Origin of the sequence: Algibacter sp. (assembly GCF_029245835.1) — a bacterium.
Taxonomy (GTDB): Bacteria; Bacteroidota; Bacteroidia; order Flavobacteriales; family Flavobacteriaceae; genus Algibacter_B.
The window spans coordinates 46,293-58,538 of sequence record NZ_JAQWOO010000074.1 but is presented as its reverse complement, the minus strand read 5'-3'; the positions used below and the strand labels follow the sequence as shown (position 1 = coordinate 58,538).

The following is a 12,246-nucleotide window of genomic DNA, read 5'->3' as shown; positions in this document are numbered from 1 at the left end:
AAGTGAGTTTGGCGATATAGAAATCGCTTTGCTCTATTTTAACAACATTATTATTTACTATTAAAACAAAGAGCGTCAAAATAAAACCTAAATGACCAAAAATAAAAAGATCGCCTAAATTGTTTTTAGACGACCTCTTTTCTTTTTTAAAATTTTAGACATATCATTCAATTATTCGTAAATTTATAAAGCAAAAACTGAATAATAATGATTAATAAAAAAGTAACAGATGTTCAAGAAGCTTTAAAAGGAGTTTCTAATAACATGACTTTTATGTTTGGTGGATTCGGACTTAGTGGAATACCTGAAAATGCCATTGCAGAATTAGTAAAATTAGAGGTAAATGGTTTAACCTGTATTTCAAATAATGCCGGTGTTGATGATTTTGGTTTGGGGTTACTACTTCAAAAAAAACAAATCAAGAAAATGATATCGTCTTATGTAGGCGAAAATGACGAATTTGAACGCCAAATGCTTTCAGGTGAATTAGATGTTGAATTGATTCCGCAAGGAACCTTGGCAGAACGTTGTAGAGCGGCTCAAGCTGGGTTTCCTGCTATCTATACACCAGCAGGTTATGGGACTGAAGTTGCAGATGGTAAAGAAACGCGAGAATTTGATGGAAAAATGTATGTTTTAGAACATGCTTTTAAAGCAGATTTCGCTTTCGTAAAAGCATGGAAAGGCGATGCAGCAGGTAATTTACTTTTTAAAGGAACTGCACGAAACTTTAACCCTAATATGTGCGGTGCAGCAAAAATAACAGTTGCTGAGGTAGAAGAAATGGTACCGCTAGGTGAATTGGATCCAAACCAAATTCATATTCCAGGCATATTTATACAACGTATTTTTCAAGGTAAACATTTTGAAAAACGCATTGAGCAACGCACTGTTAGAACAAAAGTATAGTATTGATTATTGAACCTGCGAGGTTTTTAAAACCTTGTAGGTTTAAGTTATAAAAATAATAAGACATACCTTAAGGTAGCCTTTGTAGTAATTAAGAAATTAAGTTTCAATTACAAAGATTCTCGCCTTCTCGGGAATGACAAAATCGATTAAAAAATGTTAGACAAAAACGGTATAGCAAAACGGATTGCACAAGAAGTACAAGATGGGTTTTATGTAAATCTCGGGATTGGGATTCCTACACTTGTGGCTAATTATGTAAGAGATGATATAGAAGTTGAATTTCAAAGTGAAAATGGGGTTTTAGGTATGGGACCTTTTCCTTTTGAAGGTGAAGAAGATGCTGATGTGATTAACGCAGGAAAACAAACCATCACTACTTTACCAGGAGCAAGTTTTTTTGATTCAGCAATGAGTTTTTCTATGATTAGAGGCAAGCACGTTGATTTAACTATTTTAGGCGCTATGGAAGTGGCAGAGAATGGAGATATAGCCAATTGGAAAATTCCTGGGCGTATGGTAAAAGGTATGGGGGGCGCGATGGATTTAGTGGCTAGTGCAGAAAATATTATTGTTGCCATGATGCATACTAACAAGCGTGGAGCGTCTAAATTATTAAAGACCTGTAGCTTACCCTTAACAGGCGTTGGTTGTGTAAAAAGAATAGTAACTAATTTGGCTGTAATAGAAGTTACAAAGCAAGGTTTTAAGTTGTTAGAACGCGCCCCAGGAGTATCTGTAGAAGAAATTAAAATTGCTACTGAAGGGACCTTAATTGTTGAAGGGGATATTCCGGAAATGGATATTTAGATAAAATACAGATGAGTAAAAACATAAGAAAATTCGATTAAATGTTAAATTAAAATGTATTATGTCGATTTTATTTGTTTTTAAACGTGTATTTTGAAAATGTATACTATCTTAGTTGTCCCCAAATAGACCAAATAATTATAGATTTCCCCAAATCTACCATAAACTTTAAAACTTATGAATATTGCAACAAATCTACCTGAACTACCTACAAATGACAAAAGCAAATTCAAAGAAACTTTAAAAGAGAATTTGCAATTTTTAAAAAGCTTAGTTTATTTAACAAAAAAATTATTCATGCTATAACCCTTTGGGTATGGCATGGATTAGCTTTTTAGTATACTCTTTTTTCGGATTATTATAAATAATATCCGCATCATCTAATTCTTCAATTTTACCTTGGTTCATGACCAACAATTGATCAGACATGTACTTTACTACTGCTAAGTCGTGAGAAATAAATATATAGGTAAATCCAAAGTCACGTTTCAGTTCGTTAAGTAAATTTAAAACTTGTGCTTGAACGGAGATATCTAGAGCTGAAACCGATTCATCACAAACAATTAATTTAGGCTGCAAAGCAATAGTTCTAGCTATACCAATACGTTGGCGTTGTCCACCAGAAAATTCATGCGGATATCTATTGAAATAATCTTCAGATAGACCAACTCGATTTAAAATTTCTATGACTTTTTCTTTTCTTTCTTTGTCTGAAGCATAGAGCTTATGAACTTTCATGGGCTCCATTATGGCTTCACCCACTGGTATTCTTGGGTTTAATGATGAATAAGGATCTTGAAATATAATTTGAACATCTTTTCTAAGCGCCCTAGTTTCAGTTTTTGACAGTTTAGTAATATCAATACCATGGTATAAGATAGATCCAGATGTTGCTTTGTCAAGCTGAAGAATCGCATTACCTAAAGTTGATTTTCCACAACCAGACTCACCTACCAGACCTAGTGTTTCACCTTCATATAGTTTGAAGCTTACATTATTTACGGCTTTAAAATGCTGTGGTTTAGTAAACCAGCCAGATTTAGTAATATATTCTTTTTTAACATTAATAACTTCTAAAATAGGTGGGTTACTATATAATTTTTCATGGTTTTTTTTACGTTCGTTAGAGGTAACTACGCCATTTGAAATCAAATCATTCAAATAATCTTGTATGGTTGGTAAGGTTTTTAATCGTGTATCTAAAGAGGGGCGCGAATTTATTAAGGCTTTTGTATAATTATGTTTCGGGTTGTTAAAAATGGTTTTAACTAAACCCTGTTCAACAATTTCCCCCTTGTACATGACAATAACGCGATCTGCAATTTCGGAAATTAAAGCCAAATCATGAGTAATGAATATAATACTCATTTTTGTTTCGAGTTGTAAATCTTTCAGCAGGTTTATAATGTCTTTTTGTACCGTAACATCTAAGGCAGTTGTGGGTTCATCAGCAATTAGAATATTAGGCTTACAGGCAATAGCCATAGCAATCATAACCCGTTGTTTTTGCCCTCCAGAAATTTCATGAGGATGGGCTTTAAACACACGTTCTGGATTTGGAAGCTTTACTTTTTCAAAAAGTGATACCGTTTCCTCCTTAACTTGTTTATTTGATAAACTAGAATGTTGTAATAATATTTCTTCAACCTGTTTTCCACAAGTCATAGACGGATTTAAAGAGCTCATGGGTTCTTGAAAAATCATGGCGATTTTATGTCCTCTAATTTTTTGAAATGCTTTTGAAGAAAGTTGGGTTAAATCATGATCGTTATAATGAATTGAACCATTATTTATTTTTGAGATTTTCTTAGGAAGCAAACCTAAAATAGCCAAAGAAGACACCGATTTTCCTGAACCAGATTCACCTACAATCCCTAATATTTCGTTTTTATTGAGTTGATATGAAATGTTATGAATAACTTCATTATCCCCAAAGGATATAGATAAATTTTTAATTTCTAAAATAGTATTTTCTTTCATCTAAATATGAATAATTTCGTCCGAAGTCAAAAGCGCATCACCTCGTAATCTCAGAAATATTTGAGCGACTGCAATCGTATCTTTTTCACAATACGTAATAATTCGGTCTATTTCATTTTCTTCGTAATAGACACGATACACTTCGCTACCATCAATATCATCTTTTGGCGAAGGTATTCCTAAAACATTAGTCAATAGTTTTAAAGACGTATAGGTTTTATAATCACCAAACTTCCATAATTCTAAAGTGTCTAAATGTGGAACTTCCCAAGGTTTTTTCCCAAATAAGTTAAGTTTATATGGTAATTCAATATTATTAATTATCATGCGTCGTGCTATATAAGGAAAGTCAAATTCCTTTCCATTATGGGCACAAAGTAAATGTTTGGTATGGCTATAATGCGAAATAAGTAAGTTTTTAAAGTCTTTCAATATTTTAATTTCATTACCATAAAAAGACGTGGTTCTAAACGTTCGTAAATCGTTTAAAATATTAAAATAACCCACCGAAATACAAACTATTTTGCCAAACTCAGCCCAAATACCAGCACGATCGTAAAATTCTTCAGCCGTAAAATCGTCTTTACGTTGATATTTGGATTTATGTTCCCAAAGCGCTTGTTTGGTTTCATCTAAATCAGAGAAATGTTGTGTTTCAGGAACGGTTTCAATATCCAGAAATAAAATATTTTCAAGATCTAATTTGCTAATCATAATTTAACATATTATAAGCTTCTTCAATATACGTGGTAATATCTGTTGTAAATTTACCAACTTCTTTATTAGACCCTTTAGAATGACCTAATCTTACAATAATTACATTATCGTTTGGTTCAACAATTACGTATTGCCCTAAATGCCCGCGCATCATAAAAAAGTGTTTCGTACCAATGGTTTTTAACCACCAACCATAGCCATACATAGGGCCATCGCTATGAACAGGTTTTAAAGATTTTGTTACAAAAGTAGAGTCTAAAATCTGTTTTCCATTCCACTTTCCATAATCTTTATAAAGTTTACCAAAGCGGGCAAAATCTTTGGCATTACTTGCAATACAGCAATAGGCTTTAACTAAATCGTGTGTTTCACTATCAACTTGCCAAAGTGTTGGATTTTCAGAATTTAGAGGTTTCCAGAAGCTTTCGGTTAAATAATTATACAATTTTTTTCCTGTGGCTTTCTCAATTACCATAGCCAACATTTGGGTATCGCCACTAGAGTATTTAAAGCTTTTTCCGGGTTCCTCAACAGTTTTTAGCCCTAACATTACTTTTTCTAGGTCATCATCAAAGTAGGCTCGTGTTGTAATGGATAGCGGAGAATAATATTTTTCGTCCCAATTAGTCCCAGAAGCCATACTAGATAAGTCGCCAACAGTCATTTTAGCCGCTAAACCTTTATTAAGTGTTGGTAAAAAATCACTAACAGGTTGGTCTAAGCTTTTTATGTGTCCTTCCATAAGGGCTTTTCCTAAAAGACCTGAAACATAACTTTTAGCCATGGAAAACGAATTGGATTGAGAGTTTTCATCAAAACCATCGTAATAATTTTCAAACCAAATACTATCATTTTTTATAATAACGTAGGCAATAGTTCCGTTGGCTTGATTTATTGAATCTAAACCTTTTGTTTCTTTAAATGAATTATAGTTTTTGTGATTTGGCCAAGGTTGAGGAGTCCCATTTTCAATAACTTGGTTGTCAAATTTCTTATAATCTTCTAAATAAGCTGTGGTATAACCTTGAAGATATATGGTTCTTACCGCTTTAATAAGATAGTCTGTATCCGTAATATATAATACAATGATTAGTAACCCGAATAAGATTATTATCCATTTGAAGCCTTTTTTTAAGAATTTCATTTCTTTAGTTTAAAGTAGAAATTAAAGATAAGAAAATTCTTTGCAATTAAGATTGAAAAAGAGATTGTTGTTTATATGGGCTTTCATGTTCTAGCAACCACTTTTTACGATGCAAACCTCCAGCGTAACCAGTAAGAGCACCATCGCTACCAATAACCCGATGACAGGGCACAATAATCCACAATGGATTTTTCCCGTTGGCATTAGCAACAGCACGAATTGCTTTTACATCTCCTAATTGTTTTGAAAGTTCTAAGTAGGAAATTGTTTTTCCGTAGGGGATTTGTGCAAGTTTTTTCCAAACGCTCTTTTGAAAATCGGTACCTTGAGGATTTAATTTAAGATCGAATTGCTTTCGTAATCCGTCAAAATATTCGTTTAGTTGAATCACACAATCTTCTAATTCAATAGGGATAATATCGGTTACTTTTTCTTCAGAATTAAGAATGGTTACAGAGGTAATACCTAGGTTATTACCAATAATTTTAGTAAAACCTAGAGGCGTTTTGATTATGCAAATTTCCATTGTCAAGGCGTATCTTTATCGTCGAAAATACCTAATTTTTTTGCTCTAACTTCCCAGCTTTTTCTAGCAAGATGCTGAAGGTCTGAAACATTATCACTCTCGTCCATAATTTCTAAACCTAAAAGTGTTTCAATAACATCTTCCATAGTTACCAAGCCACTTACTGAACCATATTCATCAACTACTAGTGCCATATGATTTCTACTTTCCACTAATTTTTCGAAGAGTGTTGGAATAGGTAGATTTCTATCTACAACAATAATACTACGCTTTAATTCAGATAATTTTTTCTTGTTATTATCAAGAGCCATTTCCTTAAAGATTTCGTCTTTTAGAACAAGACCAGTGATGTTATCGGAGTCATTAGTATAAACAGGAATTCTAGAAAAGCGAAGGTTTAAATTTCGTTTGAAAAAGTCCTCAACAGTAGTAGCTTCATCTTCTGTCTTCATAACAGTTCTTGGCGTCATCACGTCTTTTGCCAAAATTAGTTTAAAGTTTAGTAGATTTTTTATTATTGTGTTTTCGTTTTCTTGAAAAACACCTTCTTCATGAGCCATATCTGCCATGACTAAAAACCCTTCACGACTTAAAACACTACCGTGACCTTTCCCACCTATAAGTTTTGTTGTTAGTTGAAGCGACCATAAAATACCTGTCCATTTTAATGGAAAAATCAATACAGTTAGTGCTTTTGATGTGAAATTTGCTAACTTTTTCCAGTAGGTTGCTCCAATAGTTTTGGGAATAATTTCCGAAGCAACAAGAATTAAGAACGTCATAATTGCAGACACTATACCTACGGTATTTATACCAAAAAGTTCAATTTTATATGGCAAACTTTCAGCTTCAATACCTACCATCATAGCGCCTAAAGTATGTGCTATAGTGTTTAAAGTAAGTATGGCAATTAAGGGTTTATCAACATCTTTTTTTAATGATTCAAGAGTTAAAGCATAGTCTTTTCCTTCTTGTTTTTTAACATTTATAAAGGTTGGGGTAATACTCAATAAAACAGCTTCGAGTATTGAACATAAAAAGGAAAAGAAAATAGAAACAGTTGCCCAAAGAATTAATGCGCTCATTAAATAGGTTTTAGTTAACGGCTAATTTACGAAAGTAATTTAACAACATCCTTTGCAAAGTAAGATGCTATAATATCTGCGCCAGCACGTTTCATTGCTGTAACCTGCTCCATCATAACAGCATCATGGTCTAACCACCCTTTTTCAGCAGCAGCTTTTAACATGGCATATTCGCCAGAAACCTGATAAACCGCAACAGGAACATCTACTTCATTTTTTATTTCGCGTACAATATCCAAATAGCATAAACCTGGTTTTACCATGACAATATCTGCGCCTTCATCAATATCCATTTCGGTTTCCCGAATAGCTTCAAAACGGTTAGCGTAATCCATTTGATAGGTTTTTTTATCTTTTGGAATATCTAATAAATCTACAGGAGCTGAATCCAAAGCATCTCTAAAAGGGCCATAAAAGGCAGAAGCATATTTAGCCGAATAACTCATGATGCCTGTGTTAATAAACCCTTCATCTTCTAAAGCTTCACGAATAGTAAGAATGCGACCATCCATCATATCGCTAGGCGCAACAAAATCTGCACCAGCTTGTGCGTGAGAGATGCTCATTTCTGCTAAAAACTCAGCCGTTTCATCGTTAATTATCTGTCCGTTTTCAATAATACCATCATGTCCGTAAGCTGAATAGGGGTCAAGAGCAACATCCGTCATCACTAACATGTCTGGACATACATTTTTAACCGTTTTTATAGCGCGTTGCATCAATCCGTTTGGGTTTAGTGCTTCAGTACCTTTATTATCCTTTAAATTATCAGGGACTTTTACAAAAAGTAAAACCGATTTTAAACCCAGTTTCCAAAGCGCTTTTACTTCGCCTTCCAACAAATCTAAGCTATAACGAAAGTAATTGGGCATCGACGGAATTTCATCCTTTATACCTTTACCTTCAACGATAAAAAGAGGCACTAAAAAATCGTTTGGTGTAATTATGGTTTCTCGAACTAAGGAACGTATGGCTTCGTTGGTTCTTAATCTGCGGTTTCTTCTAAGTGGATACATTGTTAAAATGTTTTTTGTTTATTTGTTCATCCAGTCTATTGGATTTTTCAATACCTCAATTAATTTTTCTTCATCACTTCCAGCTTCCGGATGATGGTCGTAAACCCATTGTACATGCGGTGGCAAACTCATTAAAATACTTTCAATTCTGCCGTTTGTTTTTAGCCCGAAAAGCGTGCCTTTATCATGCACTAAATTGAATTCTACATAACGACCACGACGAATTTCTTGCCAATTACGTTGTGCTTCTGTATATGGTAAATCTTTCCGTTTTTCAACTATCGGCACATAGGCTTCCAGGAAACTATCACCAACTTCGGTTACAAAGTTATACCAATTTTCCATAGTCATACCATCGGATGCTTTACAATAGTCAAAAAACAAACCACCTATACCTCTGCCTTCATTTCTGTGTGCGTTATAGAAATACTCATCACATCGTTTTTTGTAGGTTGGATAAAACTCAGAATTGTGTTTGTCACATGCTGTTTTACAGGTTTTATGGAAGTGTATAGCATCTTCTTCAAACAAGTAATAAGGCGTTAAATCTTGTCCGCCTCCAAACCAACTATCTATAATTTTTCCGTCTTTGTCATACATCTCAAAATAACGCCAATTCGCATGAACTGTAGGCACCATTGGGTTTTTTGGGTGCAATACCAAGCTTAAACCGCAGGCAAAAAAATCGACTTCGCCTACTTTAAAATAGGCTTGCATAGATTTTGGTAATTTACCGTGAACACCAGAAATATTAACACCTCCTTTTTCAAAAACGTTTCCATTTTCAATCACACGGGTTCGTCCACCGCCACCTTCTGGTCGTTCCCAAAGGTCTTCTTGGAATTTGGCTTTCACGTCGATGGCTTCAAGTTTTGACGTAATACGGTCTTGTAAATCTTGGATGTATTGGTAGAATTTGTTTTTGATGGTTTTTGGTTTATTTTGATTATTAAGACCTGTCAGGTTTTCAAAACCTGACAGGTCTGATTTGTGTGCATATCTAAAGTTGTTAATATCTTCAAACAAATTTAGAATATATTTTTTCTCCTCTGAAAGTAACTTTAAATCCTCATTTACATAGGAGTGATATGATGAAAACTTATAATCTTTAAAGTTTTTAACAACATTATGCAATTCAGGGTTTTTATGAATATATAGAATCAAGTTCTTTAAGTATGTTTCATTTTGAATTTTAATTCTCTTATAAGGTCTTTCAAAAAGAGTTCCAGTTCTATTTTGTTGTTTGTTAAATGCTTTAGCATAAGCATTAAAAAGGTTTGAGAATGATTGTGTAGCTAAGGATTCTTCTGAAATGATTTTCACAACCAAATGAAAATGATTGTTCATTAAGCAGTAAGCAATGATATCAACGTTATTTGTTAAATGTTTTTCAGTTAATTTTAAGAAATAAGACATATTATCATCACCCTGGAAAATAATACTGCTATTAATTCCTCGATTAAAAATATGATAGTAGTGGTCTTTTTCTAATTTTTCCATTCAAACTATGCTTTTGTTTTTTTTATAGACCTGTCAGGTTTTTAAAACCTGACAGGTCTCCGTTACGTAACTACTCAATCTCGTTATACAACTCATAAAGCTCCATGTTTAGTGCGTTTCCTTCAGGAGGTGTAAACTCATTTTTAAGTGTTTTAATCCAAGTAAAATTATTATTTTCAGCCACTTTAATACTGCCAATATTACTTTTATGCGAAATGATTTGTAGTGTTTCTAAACCCAATATGTCAAAGGCATAATCTGATAATTGCTGTATAGCTTCCGTTATTAATCCTTTACCCTCAAAATTGTAATCTATACAATAGGCAAATTCACCTTGCTTTTTGTCCCAATCTACTTCTTTAACATACACTAAACCAACCAATTTACTGGACTCATTTTTTTTTAAAGTGAATAAAAACTCTTCTTTAGCTTCAAATTTCTTAGCCTTTTTTGCGACAAAAATATTTGATAAATCGGGGGTTAAGTTTTGTTCTAATGTTAATGGGAAATAGCTTTTTAATCGGTCTTCATTAGCTACAATAAAGTTGCACATGTTCCAACCATCTTTGGGATGAATTGGTATAATATGATATGAGCCGAAATTAAGCCGCATGTATAGGTTTATTTTTAAGTTGAAGTGCCTCTACTGTTCTAGTTGAAGCTGCTGTAACCGATAAAGGGAGCACTAAAATTACGCCTATTATTGGAATTAATAAAAATAGAATGAAAACAATACCGTTACCTATGGCTAAACCACGATGTTTACGGACAAATTGTAAGCTTTCTTTATACTGAAAATGACGTTCTAAAGTATAATCCATATTACCAAAACCTGCATAATATGCCTGCACCATAAATAGCAAAATGGTTGAAAATATATTGACTACTGGAATGAACTTTAAAAGTAAAATGGGTATGGTTAGTAGTAATTCCATCAACAAGTTTCGACCATTAATACGCATACCTCTAGATAGTTGTTGCATAAAGGAGGTGTCTCTATGTGAATGCGGAGGATTGCCAGTAAAATGCACTTCTATTTTTTCTGAAACGGGGCTCATGAATGGCGCAGATAATGCCATTATGATGTGTTTAAAAAGTATGAGCCCGATGACTAATACTAATAATCCACCAATAAAATTACTAATTGAAGAAAATGTGTCGTCTCCCCAATCCCAAACCCATATTTTGGAAATAAAAGCACCAATGTTATCTGATAATCCGTAAGCTGAACCAAAGACAACAATTGCTGTTATGAAACTAATTAGCATAGGAACTGCAAAATACTTCCAAAGTTTTAATTTTGAAATTAAACTGAAAGCGCCGAAGTATGCTTTAATTCCTGAAATGATGTTTTTAATCATAGAAGCTTCTCCCTAGCCCTCTCCAAAGGAGAGGGAATTGATTACGTTAAAATATTGAAATTCATCAAATATTGAAAATTTTAAGATTCAATTTTATTCAACCATAATTTATCTTACAAAATCCTGAGTAAGAGTGTCTACCCTTTGGGGAGATTAAGAGGGGCTTTTATATTCTTTAACGGCATCAATAAAAGCCTTGGCATTATCTAAAGGGATGTTGGGTAATATACCGTGGCCAAGGTTTACGATGTATTTGTCTTTACCAAATTCGTTAATCATTTGGTGCACCATTTTTTTGATTTCTGCAGGTGGAGAAAATAGGCGCGTTGGGTCGAAATTACCTTGTAGGGTAATGTTTCCACCCGTTAAATAGCGCGCGTTTCTTGGAGAACACGTCCAATCTACACCTAGAGCCGAAGCACCAGATTTTGCCATTTCCCCCAATGCAAACCAACAGCCTTTACCAAATGCAATTACCGGAGCATCGTCTTTTAAAGCGTCTATAATTTGTTGGATATATTGCCATGAGAATTCTTGATAATCGACTGGAGAGAGCATGCCTCCCCAAGAATCGAATACTTGTACCGCGTTACATCCGGCTTTTACTTTCTCTTTAAGATAGGCAATGGTTGTATCGGTTATTTTCTGCAATAATTGGTGAGCAGCAATGGGGTTAGTAAAACAAAACTCTTTAGCTTTATCAAAGTTTTTACTGCCTTGACCTTGCACACAATAGCATAAAATAGTCCACGGTGAACCCGCAAATCCTATTAATGGAATCTCATCATTAAGTTTTTCTTTTGTGGCTTTTATGGCTTCGTATACGTAGCTTAAAGATTCTTTTACGTCTGGAACGATAACATTATCCACATCTTTTTGAGAGCGAACCGGGTTTGGTAAATACGGACCAAAATTAGGTTTCATCTGTACCTCAATATTCATGGCTTGAGGAATAACCAAAATATCACAGAATAAAATCGCAGCATCCATTCCGTATCTTCTAATAGGTTGCACGGTAATTTCACTTGCTAATTCTGGAGTTTGGCAACGCGTAAAGAAATCGTATTTAGCCTTAATTTCCATGAATTCTGGAAGGTAGCGTCCTGCTTGACGCATCATCCATACTGGTGGACGGTTTACGGTTTCTCCTTTTAGTGCTCTTAAAAATAAATCGTTTTTAATCATAACTGGCTTTTAG

Annotated in this window: 12 protein-coding genes and 1 pseudogene; 2 read left to right on the top strand and 11 right to left on the bottom strand. The window is 33.9% G+C overall.

The features are described 5' to 3' along the window. The first annotated feature begins 207 nt into the window (after positions 1-207). Entirely contained in the window at positions 208-909 is a 702-nt protein-coding gene (locus tag P8K68_RS12270) for a CoA transferase subunit A (RefSeq protein WP_300251384.1), read from the top strand. A 156-nt stretch (positions 910-1,065) separates the two neighbouring features. Further along, on the top strand, positions 1,066-1,719 hold the full coding sequence (locus P8K68_RS12265; protein WP_300251382.1) for a 3-oxoacid CoA-transferase subunit B: 654 nt from the start codon (positions 1,066-1,068) through the stop codon (positions 1,717-1,719). Between the two features lie 300 nt (positions 1,720-2,019). Here P8K68_RS12265 and P8K68_RS12260 read toward each other — a convergent pair whose 3' ends face one another. The 11 genes and pseudogenes from P8K68_RS12260 to hemE all read right to left on the bottom strand — a co-directional run bounded on the left by P8K68_RS12260 (position 2,020) and on the right by hemE (position 12,233). Continuing rightward, positions 2,020-3,699, bottom strand: coding sequence for an ABC transporter ATP-binding protein (locus tag P8K68_RS12260; protein WP_300251379.1), 1,680 nt, complete (start codon positions 3,697-3,699; stop codon positions 2,020-2,022). Then, on the bottom strand, positions 3,700-4,413 hold the full coding sequence (locus tag P8K68_RS12255) for a 3'-5' exonuclease (protein WP_300251376.1): 714 nt from the start codon (positions 4,411-4,413) through the stop codon (positions 3,700-3,702). It abuts the gene before it with no gap. Continuing rightward, on the bottom strand, positions 4,406-5,560 hold the full coding sequence (locus P8K68_RS12250; protein ID WP_300251373.1) for a serine hydrolase: 1,155 nt from the start codon (positions 5,558-5,560) through the stop codon (positions 4,406-4,408). The genes P8K68_RS12255 and P8K68_RS12250 overlap by 8 nt, the downstream gene beginning before the upstream one ends. Before the next feature lie 46 nt (positions 5,561-5,606). After that, positions 5,607-6,086, bottom strand: a complete 480-nt coding sequence (locus P8K68_RS12245) for a methylated-DNA--[protein]-cysteine S-methyltransferase (RefSeq protein ID WP_300251371.1) — start codon at positions 6,084-6,086, stop codon at positions 5,607-5,609. A gap of 2 nt (positions 6,087-6,088) precedes the next feature. After that, positions 6,089-7,171, bottom strand: a complete 1,083-nt coding sequence (locus P8K68_RS12240; RefSeq protein WP_300251369.1) for a hemolysin family protein — start codon at positions 7,169-7,171, stop codon at positions 6,089-6,091. A 26-nt stretch (positions 7,172-7,197) separates the two neighbouring features. Next, positions 7,198-8,187: a porphobilinogen synthase gene (gene hemB / locus P8K68_RS12235; protein ID WP_300251367.1), complete on the bottom strand. Its 990-nt coding sequence runs from the start codon at positions 8,185-8,187 to the stop codon at positions 7,198-7,200. 18 nt (positions 8,188-8,205) lie between these two features. After that, positions 8,206-9,114, bottom strand: a complete 909-nt coding sequence (hemF, locus tag P8K68_RS12230) for an oxygen-dependent coproporphyrinogen oxidase (RefSeq protein ID WP_300251389.1) — start codon at positions 9,112-9,114, stop codon at positions 8,206-8,208. A gap of 225 nt (positions 9,115-9,339) precedes the next feature. Continuing rightward, positions 9,340-9,687: pseudogene (locus tag P8K68_RS12225) on the bottom strand (transposase); the annotation flags it as partial. A 70-nt stretch (positions 9,688-9,757) separates the two neighbouring features. Further along, a complete protein-coding gene (locus P8K68_RS12220; protein ID WP_300251364.1) occupies positions 9,758-10,300 on the bottom strand; it encodes a GNAT family protein in 543 nt (180 codons plus the stop codon). Continuing rightward, positions 10,290-11,048: an EI24 domain-containing protein gene (locus P8K68_RS12215; protein WP_300251362.1), complete on the bottom strand. Its 759-nt coding sequence runs from the start codon at positions 11,046-11,048 to the stop codon at positions 10,290-10,292. Before P8K68_RS12215 ends, P8K68_RS12220 begins: the two co-directional genes overlap by 11 nt. A 153-nt stretch (positions 11,049-11,201) precedes the next feature. Next, complete coding sequence (hemE, locus tag P8K68_RS12210) at positions 11,202-12,233, bottom strand: uroporphyrinogen decarboxylase (protein ID WP_300251360.1); 1,032 nt, start codon at positions 12,231-12,233, stop codon at positions 11,202-11,204. Between the last annotated feature and the right edge of the window lie 13 nt (positions 12,234-12,246).

Bases quoted from the DNA above. Each gene is read 5' to 3' on its own strand.
- P8K68_RS12270 (WP_300251384.1), top strand. From the start codon at position 208: ATGATTAATAAAAAAGTAACAGATGTTCAAGAAGCTTTAAAAGGAGTT.
- P8K68_RS12265 (WP_300251382.1), top strand. From the start codon at position 1,066: ATGTTAGACAAAAACGGTATAGCAAAACGGATTGCACAAGAAGTACAA.
- P8K68_RS12260 (WP_300251379.1), bottom strand. From the start codon at position 3,699: ATGAAAGAAAATACTATTTTAGAAATTAAAAATTTATCTATATCCTTT.
- P8K68_RS12255 (WP_300251376.1), bottom strand. From the start codon at position 4,413: ATGATTAGCAAATTAGATCTTGAAAATATTTTATTTCTGGATATTGAA.
- P8K68_RS12250 (WP_300251373.1), bottom strand. From the start codon at position 5,560: ATGAAATTCTTAAAAAAAGGCTTCAAATGGATAATAATCTTATTCGGG.
- P8K68_RS12245 (WP_300251371.1), bottom strand. From the start codon at position 6,086: ATGGAAATTTGCATAATCAAAACGCCTCTAGGTTTTACTAAAATTATT.
- P8K68_RS12240 (WP_300251369.1), bottom strand. From the start codon at position 7,171: ATGAGCGCATTAATTCTTTGGGCAACTGTTTCTATTTTCTTTTCCTTT.
- hemB (WP_300251367.1), bottom strand. From the start codon at position 8,187: ATGTATCCACTTAGAAGAAACCGCAGATTAAGAACCAACGAAGCCATA.
- P8K68_RS12220 (WP_300251364.1), bottom strand. From the start codon at position 10,300: ATGCGGCTTAATTTCGGCTCATATCATATTATACCAATTCATCCCAAA.
- P8K68_RS12215 (WP_300251362.1), bottom strand. From the start codon at position 11,048: ATGATTAAAAACATCATTTCAGGAATTAAAGCATACTTCGGCGCTTTC.
- hemE (WP_300251360.1), bottom strand. From the start codon at position 12,233: ATGATTAAAAACGATTTATTTTTAAGAGCACTAAAAGGAGAAACCGTA.